The sequence below is a fragment of the Mycolicibacterium neoaurum ATCC 25795 genome, from assembly GCF_000691525.1.
Lineage (GTDB): Bacteria > Actinomycetota > Actinomycetes > Mycobacteriales > Mycobacteriaceae > Mycobacterium > Mycobacterium neoaurum.
The window spans coordinates 289,134-309,309 of record NZ_JMDW01000005.1 but is presented as its reverse complement, the minus strand read 5'-3'; the positions used below and the strand labels follow the sequence as shown (position 1 = coordinate 309,309).

The window sequence follows — 20,176 nt, the reverse complement described above, 5'->3', positions numbered from 1 at the left end:
GGATACCGTTTCCGGAATGGGCATCGTTGGAGTAGGGATCGACCTGGTCTCGATACCGGATTTCGCCGAGCAGGTCGATCAGCCGGGAACGGTCTTCGCCGAGACGTTCACACCGGGGGAGAGGCGCGACGCCGCGGACAAGAGTTCGTCGGCGGCGCGTCACCTCGCGGCGCGGTGGGCGGCCAAGGAGGCCGTGATCAAGGCCTGGTCGGGGTCGCGGTTCTCCAAGCGGCCGATGCTGCCCGAGGGGATCCACCGCGATATCGAGGTGGTCACCGATATGTGGGGTCGGCCCAAGGTGCGCCTGACCGGTGCGATCGCCGAGCACCTCAAGGACGTGACGATTCATCTGTCGCTGACCCACGAGGCGGATACCGCTGCGGCGGTGGCCATCCTCGAGGCCTGATCTCCCGTTTCCCGCGAGCGTGCGTGTCTGCTGCCGGACACGCCGCTCGCGGGCGGGAGTTTGTGCACGCTCGCGCGGCGACGGCAGCGGACTAGCCTTGAGCCATGACCGATGTTGCCGCGCGTGTCCGTGAGTTGTTGCCCTCGGTGCGGGCCGATCTGGAGGATCTGGTCCGCATCGAGTCGGTGTGGGCTGACCCGGCCCGCAGGCCCGAGGTGCACCGCATTGCCGAGCTGACGGCAACGTTGTTGTCGCAGGCCGGTTTCGACGATATCCAGATCGTTGCCGAAGGCGGCGCCCCCGCCGTGATCGCCCGTCGCCCGGCACCCGAGGGGGCACCGACGGTGCTGCTGTACGCCCACCACGATGTGCAACCCGAGGGTGACGCGACGCAATGGCACTCGCCGCCGTTCGAACCCACCGAGCGTGACGGTCGGCTCTACGGCCGCGGCACCGCCGACGACAAGGCCGGTATCGCAACACATCTGGCGGCCATCCGGGCCTTCGGGGACGAACTCCCCGTGGGCGTCACGGTGTTCGTCGAGGGCGAGGAGGAGTCCGGCTCGCCATCTCTGACGGCGTTGTTGGCGGCACATCATGACCTGCTGACCGCCGATGTCATCATCATCGCCGACTCCGACAACTGGGCTGTCGACATCCCGGCGCTGACGGTCTCGCTGCGCGGTCTCGCCGACTGTGTCGTGGAGGTGTCGACGCTGGATCACGGTCTGCACTCCGGGCTGTGGGGCGGGGTCGTGCCCGACGCACTCAGTGCGTTGGTGCGACTGCTTGCCACCCTGCACGACGATCAGGGCAATGTCGCCGTCGAGGGACTGTACGAAGCCGCGGCCGCCGACGTCGAGTTCAGCGACGAACGGGTGCGCGCGGATTCCGGCCTGCTCGACGGGGTGCAGCAGATCGGGTCGGGACCGGTGGTGCAACGGATGTGGGCACGTCCGGCGATCACGGTGATCGGGATCGACACCACCCCGATCGCCAAGGCGTCCAACACGTTGGTGCCCAGCGCCCGGGCAAAGGTGAGCATGCGGGTGGCCCCCGGTGGGGACGCCCGCGAACACCTCGCCGCGCTGACCCGACACCTGCAGGCGCACGCGCCGTGGGGCGCCCGGGTCACGGTGACCCCCGGTGATATCGGTCAGCCGTATGCCATCGATGCCACGGGACCGGTGTACGAGGCGGCCCGGCAGGCGTTCCGCACCGCATGGGGTCGCGAGCCCATCGATATGGGCATGGGCGGGTCGATCCCGTTCATCGCCGAGTTCGCCGCGGCCTTCCCGGATGCCGAGATCCTGGTCACCGGAGTGGAGGATCCCGGCACCCAGGCGCACAGTATCAACGAGAGCCTGGACCTTGGCGTGTTGGAGCGCGCCGCGATATCAGAGGCCCTCTTCCTGAAAGCCCTGGGCTCAGACCGATAGGTCGCGGCGCAGCTTGGCCACGTGACCGGTGGCCTTGACGTTGTACTGGGCCACCTCGATGACGCCGTTCTCGTCGACCAGGAACGTCGAGCGGATGACGCCCTGCACGGTCTTGCCGTACATGCTCTTCTCGCCGAAAGCGCCCCAGGCGGTCAACACCTTCTTGTCCGGATCCGACAGCAGCGGGAACGTCAGTCCCTCGGCGTCGCGGAACTTTGCCAGCTTCTCGGGCTTGTCGGGTGAGATGCCGACGACGTCCAGACCCGCCTCGTTGAGTTCCGCCAGGCTGTCCCGGAAATCGCAGGCCTGCTTGGTGCAGCCGGGCGTGGACGCGGCCGGGTAGAAGTACACGATCACCTTGCGGCCCGCGAAGTCGGACAACGCGACGGTGTTGCCGTCGGCGTCGGGGAGGCTGAAGTCCGGTGCCTTGTCGCCGACTGCCAGCCGAGGGGTCTGTGCCATGCCTGGATACGCCTTTCTTTATCGACCGGGGCAACGTGGTTGGCTCCGGCTGCTCTAGGGTAATTCGGTACGCCGACGACATGGAGGACACAGTGGCTGATCGGGATCCCGAGGCGATCAAGAAGGACATCGACCAGGCTCGTGATCAACTGGCGGCGACGGTGGACTCACTGGCCGTGCGCGCGAACCCCCAGCGGCTGGCCGATGATGCCAAGGCCAAGGCGCTGGCGTTCGTGACGAAGCCGCCGGTGCTGGTGTCGCTGGCCGGTGTCGGCGTGGTCGTGGTGGTGCTGGTGATCCGCGGGATCAGGCGCCGCTGACTGCGTCGTAGCGATTTCGGCGCGACCGCCACCAGTCCAGGATCGACCGGGTCGGCGGATTTGCGGTGCGGCCGAGGCGGCTGCAACTGATGACATCCACGGCGCTCACGGTGGCCGCGGCGGCCTCGGTTGCGGCGGCCGCCGGCCTCGATGCGCTATCGCTCGGCATCAGCTAATACCTCGTTTCGTCCCCCGACACATAGCTGACACCCGATCTCGCGGAAGTCAGCTAACTTGAGCCTAGCATGGCCGCGGTAGCGGCGTTTGCTGGTTTTCACGTGAACGACCAGGGTTTTTGTCATCTGCAACTCGCATTGCGCTGCCGCCGCAGGTCAATAATTGCGCCGGACGGCACAATCCCAGCACATTCGGCGCGTACTGGATGACGGCGTCGTGCGGCAACTTCACACGCTCCGGCCGCAACGGTCGGCAATCACGGCGGATCGACGGAGCTCAGCCCGACAGGCCGATGACCGGTTGATACCCGAACCCGCCGGTGCCGACCAACACCGCGCTGACCAATTCGTCGGTGATCGCGAGATCAGCGTTGACGTCTTTATCGGATCGCGCCGTGGGAATGGTGCCGGAATTGACGCGGTGTTCGCAATCGACGGCATAAAGGTCTTTGCCGAGGAGCATCACGCCGACTTCGGAAACGGCGTGCGGTCGCCCTTCGCCCGGAATGCAGGGCGTCAATATCACGCTCGCGGCCGGGTCGCGCAGCGCCGACGTACCGGTCGCCGCCGGCAGCTGCACCGGCGCCGCGATGTTCTCGACCCGGATACCGCAGGCGGCGGTGCTCAGGCAGGACAACACCAGAACAGAGAGCAGCAATGGGCGAGCAGGCGTTCGCGTCGAGCGCACCATCCCGCTCCTTCCCGGTATCCCGGCGGATCTGTCACTGCGCCACCGGCCGGTACTCGGCCGGAAATTCAATTCGACGAATCAAGCCACTTTTATTTACGGAGCGGGAAATAATATAGCGGACACTGCAATTCGATAACGGATTGAATTCTTACACGGCGTGTCGTGTTGCGCGTGCTTTATCGGCCATGTTTGTCACGGAGTGGAATGTTTGGCGCGGCGGGTGGCCCTGCCGGTCGCGCGAGCGACCGTGCCGCCCGTGGCGTTCACGAGTCGTACGACGAAGATGTCCTCGCGGGCGAGCCGCTCGTCGACCGATGCGGAGGCCACCAACGCGTCGCCTTCGTGCGCGGGTGCCAGATAGTCGATGTGGATTGAGCTGACCACGCCGCTGTGGGTGGAATTGTTCGCCGCGGCCGCCAGCGCCGCGCCGACGACGCTGAACAACAGCGCGCCGTGTGCCGTGCCGTGCGGATTCAGGTGCTCCGGACCGACGGTGAGTGACGCGGTCGCCGAACCGTTGTCGAAGTTCTCGACGACGATGCCGAGGTGACGGGCGTAGTGGTCGACCGGTGCCTTGGTGCTCACATCAGTGCTTTCTTCTGGATCTTGCCCATCGCGTTGCGCGGCAGGGCCGAGACGAATCGGATCTCACGGGGACGCTTGTGCCAGGACAGGTCCTCGGCGACGTGTGCGATGAGTTCCTCAGCCAGCACCTCGTCGGCGGCCGGGGAGTCGGTGACGACGAAGGCGATGATGCGCTGTCCGAGGTCGTCATCGGGTGCGCCGATCACTGCCACCTCGGAGACCGCGGGCAGGGCGAGCAGCGAGGTCTCGATCTCCCCGGCGCCGATCCGGTAGCCGCCGGACTTGATCAGGTCCACCGATTCCCGACCCACGATGCGGTGGAAGCCGCGCTCGTCGATCGCGGCCAGGTCGCCGGTGACGAACCAACCGTCCTCGGTCCAGCACGATGCCGTGACCTCGGGCAGATTGAGGTATCCGTCGAACAGCATGGGACCGCGGACCTCCAGCCGACCGATCGATTCGCCGTCGTGGGGGACCGGGCTGCCGTCGTCGGCGCGCAGGCGCGTCTGGGCGCCGGCTATCGGCAGGCCCACCCAGCCCGGGCGTCGCTCACCGTCTGCGCGGGTGCTCAGCGTGATCATGGTCTCGGTCATGCCGTACCGCTCGACCGGGGCGTGCCCGGTCAGCTCGCGCAGCCGCTCGAACACCGGGACGGGCAACGGAGCGCTGCCGCTGACCAACAGCCGCGCCGAGGACAGCGCCCTGGCGGACGGCTCGTCGCGGGTGATCCGGGTCCACACCGTCGGCACGCCGAAGTACATGGTGGCGGCGGTCTCGGCGTAGCGCTGTGGGGTCGGTTTGCCGGTGTGGACCAGACGGGAGCCGATGTGGAGTGATCCCAGCACGCCGAGGATCAGGCCGTGGGTGTGGAACAGCGGGAGGCCGTGGGCCACGGTATCGGCCGAGGTCCACGCCCAGGCCTGCGCCAGGCCGTCAAGGCCGGCGGCGATCGCATAGTGGCTCAACAGCACACCCTTCGGTGCGCCGGTCGTTCCGGAGGTGTAGAGGATGATCGCAACCTGCTGCGGGTCAACAGGTTCCAATTCAGCGGTCGATGCCCGGTCGAGGTCGGGCGCGGCGACGGGCAGCTCCACACCTTGGCGCGCAGTGCCGACCCATACGGTGGCAGCGGAATCAGCCAGGATGTGGTTCACCTCGGCCGGTCCGGCGTCCGGTGGCACCGGCACCACCGGAATGCCGGCGAGCAGACAGCCGGTCACCGCCACGACGGTGCGCAGCGTCGGTTCGGCGTCGACGGCCACCACCGGGGCGGGGCTGCCGGCGCGCAGTTCGGCGCCGAAGGACGATGCGATGTCACGAAGTCGTCTGCGCGACAGCGATTGTCCGTCGATGGTGATCATCTTGTCATCGTCGGCGACGTCATCGTCGAGCAATGCGCGCAGCAGAGGCGCGGTCATGAGAAGACCATCCCGGGCACGATGAGCACGAGGGTCAGGACCACCGGTCCGACCACCACCATCGACAAGCCCCACCGGGTGAGCAGCTTGGTCATCCGGGGCCGGGCGTCCTCGTCGACGGTGGTCGCCACGTAGGTGGCCCCGACGGTGGAGAACGGGGAGACGTCGACGATCGATGCGCACACACCGATGGCGCAGATCAGCGCCCAGCCGGGTATGCCACCGTCGGCGATCAGCGGAAGGGCCAGCGGCACAAGGGCAGCCAGCATGCCGGTGGTGGAGGCGAAGGCCGAGATCAGGCCGGCCGCCGCGCACAGCAGCACCGCGGCCACCAGGGGTGAGCCGAGATGAACCGCACCCTCGCCGAGCATGTCGACCACACCCATCTCGGTCAGCACACCGACGTAGGTGATGATGCCGCCGACCAGAAGCACCGAACCCCAATCGATCCGGCTCATCGCCTTCTTGCCCGAGGAAGCGTCGAGCAGGGCGGCGACGGCGCCCAATCCGTAGCCCAGCACGCCGATATCCGGTGTCAGGCCCATCAGTGACATCACCACGACCGCGCCGACGAGCACCACCATCATGGCGATGGTCAACATCTGCATGCCGGTGGGACGTTCGGGGGCGGGCAACTCGTCGTCGCCTCCCGGGGTGTCACCGTCACCGATATCCAGGGTGGAGCCGCCGTACTGGGGCAGGGCCGTGCCGCGGGCGACCATGACCTCGCTGAAGGCGGGCGCCTGGGCGGTGATGACCTTCTTGCGTCCGAACATCACATAGGCCACCGCGAGCAGTACGAGGTTCAATGCGAGCGCGACACCGAAGAGCAGCAGCGGGCTCAGCGCGATACCGGCCTCGTTCGCGGTGCCCCAGGTGATGATGCCGAAGAGGCTGGTGGGCGCGAACGCGCCGGCGCTCAGGCCGGCGCCCATGGCCAGGGCCATCAACATGGGGTCGATACCGCGCTTGTGCGCGATGCTCATGCCCATCGGTGCCATCACCAAACCGCCGAGTGGTGCGCCCATGGCCGAGATGACGGCGGTGAGCGCGAAGAACACCGCGGGGAAGAGGGCGTCGCGGTTGCCCACCCGCGCCAGCGAGGCCTGGATGAGCCACTCGATGGTGCCGTTGCTGTGCGCGATACCGAAGAAGTAGGTCACCCCGACCAGGAGCACCAGGATGCTCAGCGGGAACTCGCCGATGACCTGGTTCAGGCTCAGATCGGCGAGCCAGAGTCCCACCACGCAGGCGACGGGGAACATCACGATGCCGATGTTGACGTTGCGGATGGCGGCGATCGCGAATACCGCGATGAAGATCCCGAGTGCGACCAGTTGTGCCGTCACGGCGAGCACCTCCTGTTTGCTCTTGACATCGGTCCATAGAATGGACCAATGGTTCGTCTGGTAGACCGAACCGCTGTAACCTAACTCACATCAGCGCAAGGAGGCAACCGTGGCCACAGAAAGTGTCGTGTCGGCGTTTCGGGTGCTCGAGGCGGTTGCCGAGGCGCAACCGGTGGGGCTCTCCGAGTTGGCTCGCCGGGTCGAACTGCCCAAGAGCACGGTGCAGCGCACGCTGCTCACCCTGCAGGAAGTGGGTTGGCTGCGGCCGACGGACACGACCCCGACCCGCTGGCAGTTGACCTACCGCGTGGTGGCGGTGGTCGGCCGCGCCGGCGGTGGGGAGAGCCTGCGCGATATCGCGCTGCCGGTGATGAACGAGCTGCAGTTGGCGACGACCGAGACGGTCCACCTCGCCGCGCCCGACGGGGACTCGCTGGTGTTGGTGGAGCGCCTGGATACCCCGCACCGGTTGCGCGCATTCCTGGCGCTCGGTGAGCGGATCGCGTTGCATGCGTCGGCCACCGGGCTGGCCTATCTCTCCGCGTGCGATCCGGATTACCTTGATCGCTACCTATCCGGCGCGCTCCCGGCCCAGACGCCGGACACCCTCACCGATCCGGACCGGATCCGCGCGGTGGTCAACGAGATCCGCGAGCGGGGGTACTCGGTGAACGAGGGTGGGCTCTCGGTCGGCATCTCATCCCTCGGGGCCCCGATCGTGGGGCCTGCCGGGCCGGTCGCCGCGCTGTCGGTGTCCGGGCCGTCCAGCCGCATCTGCGCCGAACGTTTCGACGATCTCGGGGCGAAGGTGCGCGACGCGGCGGCCAGGATCAGCCGGGCGCTGCGCGGGGAGCGCTGAGCGGCCGGGTCCCGACGACTTGCCCCTAGAACGACTTGGCCCAAAAAACAAAGGCCCTGCCGAAGCAGGGCCTTTGTTTTTGGTGCGCCGTCAGGGTTTCGAACCCCGGACCCGCTGATTAAGAGTCAGCTGCTCTACCAACTGAGCTAACGGCGCGCGGGTGAAACAATAACAGCACCGGCGCGCAGAGGTGAAATCCGCATTACAGAGCCGGTTTATGCGCTCGTCGGCCGACCGGTTGTCGGTGGTTCCCTTAGACTATCGCCAAGAAGTTTGTGACCCAGCGGGTCCGTGGCATGAGGTGGGGCTGGAAGATGGTGCAGGATTCGCCGCGGGTGGGCGTGCGTCGAGCAAGGACGTGGGGGACCGCGATCGCAATGGGGCTGGTGGCCGCCATCGCGTTGAGCGCCTGCAGCTCTCAACAGGCCCCCGAACAACCGAGGACCATCGCCGACAAGGGCACCCCCTTCGGGGATCTGCTGGTGCCCAAGCTGAGCGCTTCGGTGACCGATGGCGCCGTCGGCGTGACGGTCGAAGAACCGGTGACGGTGAGCACCGAGGGCGGCGTGCTCGGGTCGGTGAACCTCGTCGACGAAAACGGCTCGGCGGTGGCGGGTCAGCTCAGCAAGGACGGGCTGACCTGGTCGACCACCGATCCGCTGGACTACAACGCCAGCTACACACTGACGGCCAGCTCCCAGGGGCTGGCTGGCGCGGCGTCGACGCAGATGACCTTCGAGACGCACTCGCCGAAGAACCTGACCATGCCCTACGTGCTGCCCAACAAGGGCGAGGTCGTCGGCGTCGGCCAGCCGATCGCCATCCGCTTCGACGAGAACATCGCCAACCGGTCCGCCGCCGAGCAGGCCATCAAGGTCACCACGACGCCCAAGGTCGAAGGTGCCTTCTATTGGCTGAACAATCGCGAAGTCCGTTGGCGCCCAGCCCAATACTGGAAGCCCGGCACCAAGGTCGAGGTGGCCGTCAACACCTACGGCGTCCAGTTGGGTGACGGATTGTTCGGTCAGGACAACGCCGGCACCGACTTCACCATCGGCGACCAGCTGATCGCCACCGCCGATGACTCCACCAAGACGCTGACCGTCCGGCGCAACGGCGAGGTGATCAAGACCATGCCGATCTCGATGGGCAAGGACAGCACCCCGACCAACAACGGGACCTACATCATCGGTGACCGGTTCGCCGAGCTGGTGATGGACTCGTCGACCTATGGCGTTCCGGTGAACTCGCCCAACGGATATCGCACCGAGGTGGACTTCGCCACGCAGATGTCCTATAGCGGTATCTACGTGCACGGGGCGCCGTGGTCGGTGGGCAGCCAGGGCTACAGCAACGTCAGCCACGGCTGCCTCAACGTCAGCACCGCGAATGCGCAGTGGTTCTACGAGAACACCAAACGCGGGGACATCGTCGAGGTCGTCGGCACGGTCGGTTCGGTGCTACCCGGCACCGACGGCCTCGGGGACTGGAACATCCCGTGGCCGCAGTGGAAGGCCGGCAACGCCAGCACCTAGACCGTCGAGCGTTCCAGCGCCGCCAGGGATTGTTCGAGGTACTGCGGCCCGAACGGGGGCATGCTGCCGATCCGGTCGCGGAAGCTCTGCGGTGTGCCCGACCAGTCGTAGGTGATGGTGACGTCGGTGCCGTCTCCGTTGGGGGCCAGGTCATACCGCCAGGACCACCCGCCGGGCTGGTGCTGGCCCGATTGGTCGAGCTGTCCGGGCAACCAACCGATTCGGCGGTCGTGTTCGAAATCGGTCACCAGGTTGTGCATCACGTAGTGCCCGCCGACGAAGTCCTTGAACATGTTGACCACGAAGATCTGCCCGGCCTCGGTGATGGGATCCTGACTGACCGCGTCGCGCACCCAGTCGCTGGGCTCGATGTCCTGGTGACGGTCCGGGTCGGACAGCACGGCGAAGATGCGCTGCGGTGCGGCGGGGATGGTGCGGGTGACGACATAACGCTCGGTGGTGCTCACTGCGCGGAACCCTTTCCGTAGAGACGTGCGATATCGGGGCTGTCCAACCATCCGGAGTATGTCGGACGCGACGGCCAACCTGCGGGGGAGTCCAGCCACTCCTCCTGTCTGCCCCACGGCAGCAGGTCGATCAGTGCGAAAGAATGGCTGAGCTGTTCGGTGCCGCGGCCGTTGGTGTGCCAGGTGCGGTAGACCTTATCCCCGTCGCGCATGAACACATTCACCGTGAATCCCTCGCCGGGTGCGGCATCCATATCGGCGCCGAAGCTGGTGCCGGCCGCCGAGTACCACTGCATGGCATTACCGACCCGGTCCCGGTAGGCCAGCGCCTCCTCGATCGGTCCGTTGGTGACGATGACGAAACGTGCGTCGTAGTTGTCCAGGAAATCCAGCCGGGTGAACTGCGAGGTGAAACCGGTGCAGCCGCCGCACTGCCACTGCACCCCGTCGCTCCACATGTGGTGGTAGGTGATCAGCTGGGATTTCCCGGCGAACACGTCGGCCAGCCGGACCGGGCCGTCGGCTCCGGTCAAGACGTACTCGGGCAGCTCGACCATCGGCAGTCTGCGGCGCTGGGCGGCGATGGCGTCGAGCTCGCGGGTGGCGGCCTTCTCCCGTCGGCGCAGATCCTCCAACGCCGTGCGCCAGGTGTCCTGGTCCACCACCGGTGGTTTGGCGGTCATGTTGTCTCCTTACCTGCGACCGATGCTCACTGAGTAGACCCGGGTCACGGGCGGAAGTCATCGCGCGCGGTACTGTCCGATTACAAAGGGTGTCCTAAGACACATCATGACGGGAAAGTGAGTCGCACAACGATGAGTGGTGAAGGTTCGGATATCACCGGTTTGCGACTGTTGGTGGTCGGTGCGTCCTCCGGGATCGGACACGCGGTGGCACGGCAGGCGGCCGGGCGCGGTGCGAAGGTGGCCGTTGCGGCGCGCCGCACCGACCTGCTGACCGCGTTGGCAGAGCAGATCGGCGGGTCGGCACACGAGCTCGACGTCGAGGTCCCTACGTCGATCCCGCAGGTGGTCGACGATGTGGTCGCGGCCCTCGGGGGTGGCCTGGATGCAGTGGTGTTCACCAGCACCGTCGCGCCGATGGCGCATATCGAGGACACCGATCTCGGTACCTGGCTCCACGCCTACAGCGTCAACACGCTCGGCGCGCACAACGTGCTCCGGGCCGTGCGGCCGCACCTGTCCGACACCGGTGTCGTGCTGATCACCTCCAGCCACGATGTGGGCCGCCCGCGCGCCGGGGTGGCGGCGTACAACGCCAGCAAGGCCGCACTCAACGAGATCTTGCACTCATGGCGCAGCGAGCACCCCGACCTCGCGATCGTGCGGGTCGGTATCGGACCCACCGAAGACACCGAGATACTGCGCGGCGCAGATCGTGAACTGCTGAGCCTGTTGTTCAAATCGTGGCAACGGCATGGACAGTTGCCCGAGCAGATGTCTGCGCTCAATGATGTTGCCAACACCCTTGTTTCGTTGGTCGGCGCGGCATATCTGAATCCCAGCGTCGTACCGGAGATAGTGCAGCTGGCACCGCGAATTCGACGGTCCTAGCGGTCGTCGCTGAACGCCAACGCTGCCGATACCCGGCCCGCGGTGGCCGGGGGACCCAGCAGCACCCTCGAGGTCCTGGCGGCGGTGTCGTAGGCGATCAGGGCGATCCCCGGCCCGCAGGAATCGGTGACCCGGAGCAGCAGCGTCCCGCCGCTGGCGCCGACCACCACCACGGATCTGCCGGCGTCCACCCCGGGCACCGCCAGCAGCGCGTCGCGGCGCTGGGCGGTGCCACGCACCAGCGAGGTGGCCCCGCACGCACCCAGCGACTGGAAGAAGGCACCCTCGGGCAGCCGCCAGGCCGCGACATCACCGTAGTCATCGCGGCGGCCCGAGCTGAAGGCGGTGAGCGCGGTGGGCGTCGACCCGTCCAGCGGGATCTGCCACAACTGGTTACCGATGAGCTCGGCATCCGAACAGCGGGCCAGCACGGCGCCGCTGTTCCACCAGCGCACCGGCACGCAGTTGGTGTTCGGTCCCGGCAGGTCGAGGTGGTTGCGCAATCGGCCGTTGTTACCGACGACGGCCAGGCCTTTCTCGGCGCCGAGCACCAGCAGCGTGCCGTCGATGCTGGCCAGGTGGTGGCCGTTGAAACTGCCCGCCGCTCCGAGCCGGTCGGTCGGGTAGGAGAGCTGCTCGACGCCGCCCAGGTCGACACGGCGCAGGGTCCTGCGGTCCTCGTCGGTGACGAAAAGGGCCTTGCCGGTGGGTCGGGTGTAGCGGGCCGCGACGCGTCCCTCCATGGTGGTGACCGTGGTGGCGCCGTTGCTCAGGTCCAGTTCGGTGAGCGTCGTGGTGCCATAGGTGCCCGCGTCGTAATCGCTGGTGCTGAACAGCGCGCGCCTGCCGTCACCGGACCAGTCGGTGAGCCGATAGTTCGCCGGCAGTTCGGTGATCCGATGCCGGCCCCCGGCCGGGCTGACCAGTGTCAGCGTGGTCGTGTCGGGGGTTTCGGCCCAGGTGGCCAGCGTCCAGCCCGATCCGACCTGCGCCCACGGCACGTCACGGTCGATCAGTCGGGTGGGTACATCATGCGCGACGGTGGGCCCGCTGGAGACCGCGGTGCCGCAGCCGGCCGCCAGCAGTGCCAGGCATGCCAGCCCTGCGACGGTCTTGGAGGTTCCCACCTGCCAGATCATCCTGCGGGTGCGTGACGGAAACGTGGAAACGCGCCGCTTTTTCTCCGAACCGGGACCTCGAACGCGAAAACGCCGCCCACCTGAGTGGGCGGCGTTCCCGTTACCGGGTGGCTGACGGGACTCGAACCCGCGACAGCCAGGATCACAACCTGGTGCTCTACCAACTGAACTACAGCCACCATTGCCGCGTGAGCGGCGTTGACGATCTTAACCGCATGAGGGTCGTTACACCGAATCGGTTTGGTTCGGCGCGCTGCCGCGGGGGCCCAGCTCGGCGGCGACCGCGGCGATCTCGCTGGTCGAGGGCCCGGGTGCGGCCACGAACGCGGTGCGCCGGTAGTACTTGAGCTCCTGGATGGACTCGTGGATATCGGCCAGTGCCCGGTGGGCCAGACCCTTCTCGGGCTGACCGAAGTAGATCCGCGGGTACCAGCGCCGGCACAGTTCCTTGATCGAGCTGACGTCGATCATCCGGTAATGCAGGTATTCGTCGAGGGTGGGCATGTCGCGGGCGATGAAACCTCGATCGGTCGCGATCGAATTACCGCACAGCGGAGCGGTTTTGGCCGCCTTGACGTGGCTGCGGATGTAGTCCAGGACCATCGTCTCGGCGGTGGCGAGGTCGATGTCGGAGGCGAGCACCTCCTTGTCCAGCCCGGAGTTCGCATGCATCTTGGCGACCACCTCGACCATGCCGGACAGGTCATCGGCCTCGGCGTGGATCACCACGTCGATACCGTCGCCGAGGACGTTGAGGTCGGCATCGGTGACCAACGCGGCAATCTCGATGAGCTTGTCGGACTTCAGATCGAGCCCGGTCATCTCGCAGTCGATCCACACCAGTTCTTCACGCACAGCGATCCACAGTATTCCCACCGCCGATGATCAGCTGCGCGAACCCGCCCCCACGGGGTGCACTTCAGTAATGTCTGCCGCATGACGGTGCAGCCCGAGCAGACCCCCGCACAGCAGATCGCCGCAGGTTACGCCACCCAGGGGCAGGCTCTGGAGCTCGGCGCGGTCGTCGTCGACGGGGTCGTCGATCCGGGCGCCGCGGTGCGCATCCCGTTGGCGATGGTGAACCGGCACGGTCTGGTCGCCGGCGCCACCGGCACGGGTAAGACCAAGTCACTGCAGCTGATGGCCGAGCAGCTCTCGGCCGCCGGGGTGCCCGTCGTGATGGCCGATGTCAAAGGCGACCTGTCGGGCTTGTCGCAGCCGGGCGCCGCCAGTGACCGAACCCTGCAACGCGCCGCCGACACCGGCGATACCTGGGCGCCGGCCGGCTACCCGGTCGAGTTCCTGTCCCTTGGCACCGACGGGATCGGCGTCCCGGTGCGCGCGACAATCACCAGTTTCGGCCCGATCCTGCTGTCGAAGGTGCTGGGGCTCAACGCAACCCAGGAATCGACGCTCGGACTGATCTTTCACTTCGCCGATCAGAAGGGGCTGGCACTGCTGGATCTCAAAGACCTGCGCGCGGTCATCCAGTACCTGATCAGCGACGAGGGCAAACCCGAACTGAAGGCGCTGGGCGCGGTGTCGACCACGACGGCCGGGGTGATCCTGCGCGCGCTGGTCAACCTGGAGGCCGAGGGCGCGGACACCTTCTTCGGCGAGCCGGAGCTGGAGCCCAAGGACCTGATCCGGGTCGACGCACAGGGCCGCGGCGTCATCACGCTGCTGGAGCTCGGTGCGCAGGCGGCCCGCCCGGTGATGTTCTCGACCTTCCTGATGTGGGTGTTGGCCGACCTGTTCACGACGCTGCCCGAGGAGGGCGACCTGGACAAGCCGAAACTGGTGTTCTTCTTCGACGAGGCGCACCTGCTGTTCGAGGATGCCTCCAAGGCATTTCTGGCTCAGGTGGAGCAGACCGTGAAGTTGATCCGCTCCAAGGGCGTCGGCGTCTTCTTCTGCACCCAGCTCCCCACCGATGTGCCCAACGGCGTGCTCAGCCAGCTCGGCGCCCGGGTGCAGCACGCGTTGCGTGCGTTCACCCCTGACGACCAGAAGGCGCTGTCCAAGACCGTCCGCACCTATCCCAAGACCACGACCTATGACCTGGAGTCGGCGCTGACATCGCTGGGCATCGGGGAGGCCATCGTCACCGTGCTCTCGGAGAACGGCGCACCCACCCCGGTCGCCTGGACCCGGATGCGGGCGCCGCGCTCCCTGATGGACACCATCGGTGTGGACGCGATCAGGGCGGCGGCGCAGGCCAGTCCGTTACAGGCGACCTACGGGCAGACCGTCGACCGCGAGTCGGCCTACGAGTTGCTCACCGCGCGACTGGCGCCACCCCCGCCGCCGGTGACCGCCCCGCCGCCGGTCCCGCCGACCGCGACCGTGCCTGATCTGCCTCCGCCGTTGTATCCGGATCCGGTCGCGATCCCCGATTACCCGCCGCCGGCCCCGATGGAGCCGAGCCTGCTGGACAAGGTGGTGGACAGCCCGGCGTTCAAGAGCGCCATGCGCTCGGCGGGCACGGTGATCGGGCGGGAGATCACCCGCAGCATCTTCGGTACCGGCCGGCGTCGGCGGCGCTAGTGATTTCGGCGCGCTCGCGCTCGCTGACCGAGCGCCGGCGCGCCGAAATCGTTACTCGCCGCCGAGTTTCTTGTAGACCGCGCCGACGATCGGGGTGACGATCGCGCGCGGGGCGTACCCGCTGGCCACCGACATGGCCTTGGACGTCAGACCCGGCACGATGCGCATCTTGTTGGCTTCAAGAGCGTCCAGCGACACCTTGGCCGTGTACTCGGTGTTGATCCACAGGAAATCCGGGATCAGCCGCTCGACCAACGACTGCTCGGAGACATCCGGCAGTTCGGTGCGCACCGGTCCGGGCGCCAGCAGCGTGACGTGTATGCCGTCCTTCTTCACCTCACCGCGCAGCGACTCGCTGAACGTGTTGGCGAAGGCCTTGGTGGCCGCGTAGGTGGCGTTGTTCGGGATCGGGGAGTTCCCGGCCGCCGAGCCGGAGATCAGGATCCCGCCGGCCTGGCGCTCCAGCATGCCCGGCAGTACGGCCAGGCACAGATCGTGCACCGCGATGGCGTTGAGCTGTACCTGAGCCTTCTCGCCGGCCGGATCGAGCTTGGCCAGGGGGCCGAAGGTGGCGGTGCCGGCATTGGCACACAGGATCGAGATGTTGCGCCCGGCCAGCTCCTGGCAGAACACCTCGCGGGCGGTCGGGTCGGCCAGATCGACCGCGCGCACCTCGACCGTCACACCGTGGCGCGCGGTGATGCGCTCGGCGAGTTCGGTCAGCACGTCACCGCGGCGCGCGGTGACGATCAGATGGTGGCCGCGTCCGGCGAGATCGAAGGCGAGGGCCTCACCGATGCCCTGCGAGGCGCCGGTGACGACTGCGCGGGCATCGGGATGGGGAGCGGGTACTGGCATGGGAGAAATCGTAGGGACCGTTAGGGTGACGGCCATGAGCAGCCCCGGGTCGGCGCCCGATACGGCCCGGCGGTCCCAGGTCCGATCGTGGGTTCTCTACGACTGCGGTGCCACCGCGGTGAACGCGATCGTGGTGACCTTTGTCTTCTCCGTCTATCTCACCAACGCCGTCGGGGAGGGTCTGCCGGGGGACACCTCACCGTCGAGCTGGCTGGGTCGCGCGCTCACGGTGGCCGGCGTGATCGTCGCGCTGCTCGCGCCGATCACCGGGATCTGGGTGGACGCGCCGCACCGTCGCCGTCGCGCCCTGGCGCTGCTGACGGGGGCGGTCGTGATGCTGGTCGCCAGCATGAGCCTGATCGGCACCGACTACACGTATCTGTGGGCCGGGTTGGCCTTGCTGGCCATCACCGCCGCCTGTAACGACCTGGCGACCGTGCCCTACAACGCGATGCTGAGCCAGCTGTCCACGCCGGCAACCTCGGGACGCATCTCCGGTGCCGGACTGGCCGTCGGCTACGGCGGCAGCGTGGGCCTGCTGCTGATCGTCTACGCCCTGTTCATCTCCGGTGACGGCGGCCTGCTCGGGCTGCCCACCGACGACGGCCAGAATGTGCGGGCCGCGATGCTGCTGACCGCCGCCTGGTTCGTGGTGTTCGCGCTGCCGCTGGTGCTCAAGGGGCCGAATCCGCCTGCGGACGCCGCACATCGGCCGATCGGCATCATCGCCTCCTACCGCAAGCTGTGGCACGAGGTGCGCAGCGAGTGGCGTCGTGACCGCAACGTCGTCTACTACCTGGTCGCCAGCGCGGTGTTCCGCGACGGTCTCACCGGGGTGTTCACTTTCGGCGCGGTGCTCGGGGTGAACGTGTACGGCATCTCTCCGGCCAGCGTGCTGCTGTTCGGGGTGTGTGCCTGCTTGGTTGCTGCGCTGGGCGCGGTGGTCGGCGGGCTGCTCGACGACCGGTTCGGGGCCAAGCCGGTGATCCTCGGTGCACTGTCGCTGATGATCGTCGTCGGGCTGACGCTGATGACGTTGTCGGGTCAGCTGGCGTTCTGGGTGTGCGGGCTGTTGCTGTGTCTGTTCATCGGCCCGACGCTCTCGGCAGCACGCACCCAGATGTTGCGGATGTCCACCGAGGGCAAGGAGGGTGTCGCGTTCGGGTTGTACATGACCACCGGCCGGGCTGCCGCCCCGCTCGCGCCATGGCTGTTCTTCCTGTTCATCGACGCGTTCGGCACCGACCGGGCCGGCATGGGCGGACTCTGCGCGGTGCTGGGTCTCGGCCTGATCCTGATGCTGGGCGTCAAGACGCCGCGGGTCAGCGCGCGTTAGGGCAGCGGGCTGCAGATCGTCAGGCCGGAGCCGGTGCGCTGCTGAACCTGAGCGCCCTCGATGTCGATCGAGCAGGTGACCTCGCGGCCGACGTTGATGATGCTCACGCTGGCCGACTGGTTGGCCGGGCCCGGCAGCGACACCTCTTTGCTCCAGGGCAGGACCACATTGAACTCGGTCTGCAGGACGCCGCCGTTGTCGACGTAGGTGATGTTGATGGCCCGGCCCTGCCCGCTGACGGTGTAGACGACTGTTTCGGTGGTGCCCGGGGTTGACGGCGCGGTGGTCGACGGTGTCGTGCTGGGCGCCGGTGCGGCGGTGCGGGGGCTGGTCGTCGTCGTGGTGGGGCGCCGGGTGGTGGTGGTCGGCGAGGGTGTGACGATCGGTTCGGTCAGCGAGGGCACGGGCGCCATGACGGTCTGCTGCTGGCTGCTGTTGACGATCACCAGCGCGATGACCAACCCGATGACGGTGACGACGGCGATACCGGCGACCACCCACAACCAACGCGGAGTCCGTGGCGGCTCCGGTGGCTCGGGAGCGCCGGGCGGCGGGGGAGGCGGTGTGCCACCGTATTGACCGGTGTAGGGGTCGTAGCCGTAGGCGGGATAGGCCGGGATCTGCTCGGTGGGCCGAGCGCTGTAAGGGCTCTGCCCCGCGTACGCGGGATCGGAGTACCCGGGATAGCCGTATTGGCCACCGTCGAGCCGACGGGTCGGCTCGTCCCGACGGGGATATTCGGTCATGCCCACCTCATGGGCCCCACGGTACCCGCGCGGCTACGGATTTCGGTGGGCGGCGGTCAATGCGGCGACCGTCATCGCCCGCAGCACCGGCCTGGACGAGTGCGTGGTGCTCGGGGCTTTCAGGCTGTACGGAGTGGAGTTGAGCAGGCCGAACGCGGCATGCGCCATCACGCGGGCGTCGGCCTCGTCGATATCGGGGTCGATCCGGCGCAGTACGTCGACCCAGATCTCGACGTACTGCCGCTGCGCTTTCCGTACCTGCCGCGCGGCGGCCGTCGGCAGGTGGCTCAGGTCGCGGTCCTGAATGCGGATGAGATTGGATTCGCCGAGAGCGAAGTCGAGGTGGAACTCGATCAGGCCGTCCAGGGCGTCGCGTGCCCCGGCTGCCTCGGCGACGACGGATTGTCCGCCGGCCAGCAACCTGGTGCTGATCCCGACCAACAGCTCGACCAGCAGGGCCTCCTTGTTGGCGAAGTGACGGTAGATCGCCGGACCGCTGACGCCGACCGCCGCGCCGATGTCCTCCAATCGGACCGACAGGTACCCGTGTTCGGCTACCAATCGTTCCGCCGCGGCGATCAACTGGTCGCGCCTGTCGGATTTGGCTCTGCTGCGCGGAGTCTCAGTGGGCATCCCCGGATCCATCTCGAACGTAGACATTTGAGTTAATTCCGATTAACATACCACGAGTTAATCATGATTAACTCAAATGGACGGGTTCATCGATGACGCATAGTGAAGCGCACACCGCGCTGGTGTCCGAACTCCGCGCCAAACTGGCCACCGCGGCACGGGGCGGACCGGACAAGGCGCGGGACCGCCATGTCGGGCGGGGAAAGCTGTTACCTCGGGAGCGGGTGGACACCCTGCTGGATCCGGGTAGTCCGTTCCTCGATATCGCGCCGCTGGCCGCCGATGGCATGTATGACGACGAATGCCCCGGGGCCGGGCTGATCGCCGGTATCGGCCGGGTGAGCGGACGGGAATGCATGGTGGTGGCCAACGACGCCACCGTCAAGGGCGGCACCTACTACCCGATCACCGTCAAGAAGCACCTGCGGGCCCAGGAGATCGCGGCGCAGAACCGGCTGCCGTGTATCTATCTCGTCGATTCCGGCGGCGCCTTCCTACCACGCCAGGACGAGGTGTTCCCCGACCGCGAACACTTCGGGCGGATCTTCTTCAACCAGGCAACCATGAGCGCCAAGGGCATCCCGCAGATCGCCGCGGTGCTCGGATCCTGTACCGCCGGTGGCGCGTACGTCCCGGCGATGAGTGATGAGGCCGTCATCGTCCGCAACCAGGGCACCATCTTCCTGGGCGGGCCACCCCTGGTGAAGGCCGCGACCGGTGAAGTGGTCACCGCAGAGGAACTCGGCGGCGGAGACCTGCACGCTAAGACCTCCGGTGTCACAGACCATCTCGCCAACGACGACCGTGACGCGCTGCGCATCGTCCGCCGCATCGTGTCCACCGTCGGCCCGCGACAGGACCCACCGTGGCAGATGCGGCCCGCCGTCGATCCGATCGCCGACCAAACCGAGCTCTACGATGTGGTCCCGGTGGATTCGCGGGTGCCCTACGACGTGCACGAGGTGATCACCCGGATCGTCGATGGCGGTGAATTCGCCGAGTTCAAGGCCGAGTACGGCACCACGCTGGTCACCGGCTTCGCCCACATCCATGGTCACCCCGTCGGGATCATCGCGAACAACGGCGTGTTGTTCGGCGAATCCGCGGTCAAGGGTGCACATTTCATAGAACTGTGCGACAAGCGCAACACCCCGCTGGTGTTCCTGCAGAACATCGCCGGATTCATGGTGGGCCGCGATTACGAGGCTGGCGGTATCGCCAAGCACGGTGCCAAGATGGTCACCGCGGTCGCGTGCGCCAGGGTGCCTAAGCTCACCGTGGTCATCGGTGGGTCCTACGGTGCGGGCAACTACTCGATGTGCGGACGCGCGTACTCGCCGCGTTTCCTGTGGATGTGGCCCAACGCCCGCATCTCGGTCATGGGCGGTGAGCAGGCCGCCTCGGTGCTGGCCACGGTGCGAGGTGAGATGACACCGGAGCAGGAGGAGGCCTTCAAGGCGCCGATTCGTGAGCAGTACGAACACCAGGGCAATCCGTACTATTCGACCGCTCGATTGTGGGATGACGGCGTGATCGATCCTGCCGACACCAGAACGGTTCTGGGACTTGCCCTGTCAGTGGCCGCACAGGCTCCGTTGGAGCCGGTGTCCTACGGCGTCTTCAGGATGTGATGCAG

Annotated in this window: 22 protein-coding genes and 2 tRNA genes; 9 read left to right on the top strand and 15 right to left on the bottom strand. The window is 67.1% G+C overall.

Annotated elements, in window-relative coordinates; all coding sequences use genetic code 11:
• The first annotated feature begins 16 nt into the window (after positions 1–16).
• Together acpS and IC40_RS0105775 are read left to right on the top strand one after the other, a co-directional pair.
• Positions 17–406 carry a holo-ACP synthase AcpS gene (acpS, locus tag IC40_RS0105780; protein WP_019511614.1) on the top strand — a complete coding sequence of 130 codons (390 nt, stop codon included), beginning with the start codon at positions 17–19 and terminating at the stop codon, positions 404–406.
• Between the two features lie 104 nt (positions 407–510).
• On the top strand, positions 511–1,845 hold the full coding sequence (locus tag IC40_RS0105775) for a dipeptidase (protein WP_030133793.1): 1,335 nt from the start codon (positions 511–513) through the stop codon (positions 1,843–1,845).
• Here the strand turns inward: IC40_RS0105775 and bcp are convergent.
• Complete coding sequence (bcp, locus tag IC40_RS0105770; protein ID WP_030133792.1) at positions 1,834–2,307, bottom strand: thioredoxin-dependent thiol peroxidase; 474 nt, start codon at positions 2,305–2,307, stop codon at positions 1,834–1,836. The genes IC40_RS0105775 and bcp overlap by 12 nt on opposite strands.
• 92 nt (positions 2,308–2,399) lie before the next feature.
• Here bcp and IC40_RS0105765 point away from each other — a divergent pair, with 92 nt between their 5' ends.
• A complete protein-coding gene (locus IC40_RS0105765) occupies positions 2,400–2,627 on the top strand; it encodes a DUF3618 domain-containing protein (RefSeq protein ID WP_023986076.1) in 228 nt (75 codons plus the stop codon).
• On the opposite strand, the gene IC40_RS27775 is transcribed toward IC40_RS0105765, so the two are convergent.
• From IC40_RS27775 to IC40_RS0105740, 5 genes are all read right to left on the bottom strand, one after another.
• Positions 2,614–2,796 carry a hypothetical protein gene (locus IC40_RS27775; RefSeq protein ID WP_138158197.1) on the bottom strand — a complete coding sequence of 61 codons (183 nt, stop codon included), beginning with the start codon at positions 2,794–2,796 and terminating at the stop codon, positions 2,614–2,616. The two genes, IC40_RS0105765 and IC40_RS27775, sit on opposite strands and share 14 nt — an antisense overlap.
• A gap of 284 nt (positions 2,797–3,080) precedes the next feature.
• Positions 3,081–3,494, bottom strand: coding sequence for a hypothetical protein (locus IC40_RS0105755; RefSeq protein WP_138158196.1), 414 nt, complete (start codon positions 3,492–3,494; stop codon positions 3,081–3,083).
• 192 nt (positions 3,495–3,686) lie between these two features.
• Positions 3,687–4,079: a PaaI family thioesterase gene (locus tag IC40_RS0105750; RefSeq protein ID WP_030133790.1), complete on the bottom strand. Its 393-nt coding sequence runs from the start codon at positions 4,077–4,079 to the stop codon at positions 3,687–3,689.
• A complete protein-coding gene (locus tag IC40_RS0105745) occupies positions 4,076–5,497 on the bottom strand; it encodes an acyl-CoA synthetase (protein WP_030133789.1) in 1,422 nt (473 codons plus the stop codon). Before IC40_RS0105745 ends, IC40_RS0105750 begins: the two co-directional genes overlap by 4 nt.
• Positions 5,494–6,846 carry an SLC13 family permease gene (locus IC40_RS0105740; RefSeq protein WP_036469453.1) on the bottom strand — a complete coding sequence of 451 codons (1,353 nt, stop codon included), beginning with the start codon at positions 6,844–6,846 and terminating at the stop codon, positions 5,494–5,496. The genes IC40_RS0105745 and IC40_RS0105740 overlap by 4 nt, the downstream gene beginning before the upstream one ends.
• Positions 6,847–6,955: 109 nt before the next feature.
• Here IC40_RS0105740 and IC40_RS0105735 point away from each other — a divergent pair, with 109 nt between their 5' ends.
• Positions 6,956–7,705 (top strand): IclR family transcriptional regulator, encoded by a 750-nt coding sequence (locus IC40_RS0105735; protein ID WP_030133787.1) that lies wholly within the window; start codon positions 6,956–6,958, stop codon positions 7,703–7,705.
• 80 nt (positions 7,706–7,785) lie between these two features.
• Here the strand turns inward: IC40_RS0105735 and IC40_RS0105730 are convergent.
• Positions 7,786–7,861 (bottom strand) — tRNA-Lys (locus tag IC40_RS0105730).
• Between the two features lie 140 nt (positions 7,862–8,001).
• On the opposite strand from IC40_RS0105730, the gene IC40_RS0105725 reads away from it, so the two are divergent.
• On the top strand, positions 8,002–9,240 hold the full coding sequence (locus tag IC40_RS0105725) for a L,D-transpeptidase (RefSeq protein ID WP_396868999.1): 1,239 nt from the start codon (positions 8,002–8,004) through the stop codon (positions 9,238–9,240).
• On the opposite strand, the gene IC40_RS0105720 is transcribed toward IC40_RS0105725, so the two are convergent.
• Together IC40_RS0105720 and IC40_RS0105715 are read right to left on the bottom strand one after the other, a co-directional pair.
• Positions 9,237–9,707 (bottom strand): SRPBCC domain-containing protein, encoded by a 471-nt coding sequence (locus IC40_RS0105720; protein ID WP_030133785.1) that lies wholly within the window; start codon positions 9,705–9,707, stop codon positions 9,237–9,239. The genes IC40_RS0105725 and IC40_RS0105720 overlap by 4 nt on opposite strands.
• On the bottom strand, positions 9,704–10,390 hold the full coding sequence (locus IC40_RS0105715; RefSeq protein ID WP_030133784.1) for a DUF899 domain-containing protein: 687 nt from the start codon (positions 10,388–10,390) through the stop codon (positions 9,704–9,706). Before IC40_RS0105715 ends, IC40_RS0105720 begins: the two co-directional genes overlap by 4 nt.
• 132 nt (positions 10,391–10,522) lie before the next feature.
• On the opposite strand from IC40_RS0105715, the gene IC40_RS0105710 reads away from it, so the two are divergent.
• Positions 10,523–11,281, top strand: a complete 759-nt coding sequence (locus IC40_RS0105710) for an SDR family oxidoreductase (RefSeq protein WP_030133783.1) — start codon at positions 10,523–10,525, stop codon at positions 11,279–11,281.
• On the opposite strand, the gene IC40_RS27770 is transcribed toward IC40_RS0105710, so the two are convergent.
• From IC40_RS27770 to orn, 3 genes are all read right to left on the bottom strand, one after another.
• Positions 11,278–12,408: a hypothetical protein gene (locus tag IC40_RS27770; RefSeq protein ID WP_157837302.1), complete on the bottom strand. Its 1,131-nt coding sequence runs from the start codon at positions 12,406–12,408 to the stop codon at positions 11,278–11,280. The two genes, IC40_RS0105710 and IC40_RS27770, sit on opposite strands and share 4 nt — an antisense overlap.
• Positions 12,409–12,526: 118 nt before the next feature.
• Positions 12,527–12,599 (bottom strand) — tRNA-His (locus IC40_RS0105700).
• 46 nt (positions 12,600–12,645) lie between these two features.
• Positions 12,646–13,275 carry an oligoribonuclease gene (gene orn, locus IC40_RS0105695; protein ID WP_030133781.1) on the bottom strand — a complete coding sequence of 210 codons (630 nt, stop codon included), beginning with the start codon at positions 13,273–13,275 and terminating at the stop codon, positions 12,646–12,648.
• 81 nt (positions 13,276–13,356) lie between these two features.
• Here orn and IC40_RS0105690 point away from each other — a divergent pair, with 81 nt between their 5' ends.
• Complete coding sequence (locus IC40_RS0105690; RefSeq protein ID WP_030133780.1) at positions 13,357–14,967, top strand: helicase HerA-like domain-containing protein; 1,611 nt, start codon at positions 13,357–13,359, stop codon at positions 14,965–14,967.
• Between the two features lie 51 nt (positions 14,968–15,018).
• Here IC40_RS0105690 and cmrA read toward each other — a convergent pair whose 3' ends face one another.
• Positions 15,019–15,825 (bottom strand): mycolate reductase, encoded by an 807-nt coding sequence (gene cmrA / locus IC40_RS0105685; protein ID WP_030133779.1) that lies wholly within the window; start codon positions 15,823–15,825, stop codon positions 15,019–15,021.
• A 34-nt stretch (positions 15,826–15,859) separates the two neighbouring features.
• Between cmrA and IC40_RS0105680 the strand changes: the two genes are divergently transcribed.
• Complete coding sequence (locus IC40_RS0105680) at positions 15,860–17,161, top strand: MFS transporter (RefSeq protein ID WP_030133778.1); 1,302 nt, start codon at positions 15,860–15,862, stop codon at positions 17,159–17,161.
• Here the strand turns inward: IC40_RS0105680 and IC40_RS0105675 are convergent.
• Entirely contained in the window at positions 17,158–17,907 is a 750-nt protein-coding gene (locus IC40_RS0105675) for an MmpS family transport accessory protein (RefSeq protein WP_030133777.1), read from the bottom strand. The two genes, IC40_RS0105680 and IC40_RS0105675, sit on opposite strands and share 4 nt — an antisense overlap.
• A 33-nt stretch (positions 17,908–17,940) precedes the next feature.
• Entirely contained in the window at positions 17,941–18,552 is a 612-nt protein-coding gene (locus tag IC40_RS0105670; protein WP_030133776.1) for an SACE_7040 family transcriptional regulator, read from the bottom strand.
• A gap of 80 nt (positions 18,553–18,632) precedes the next feature.
• On the opposite strand from IC40_RS0105670, the gene IC40_RS0105665 reads away from it, so the two are divergent.
• Complete coding sequence (locus IC40_RS0105665) at positions 18,633–20,171, top strand: carboxyl transferase domain-containing protein (protein ID WP_030133775.1); 1,539 nt, start codon at positions 18,633–18,635, stop codon at positions 20,169–20,171.
• Positions 20,172–20,176 lie beyond the last annotated feature (5 nt).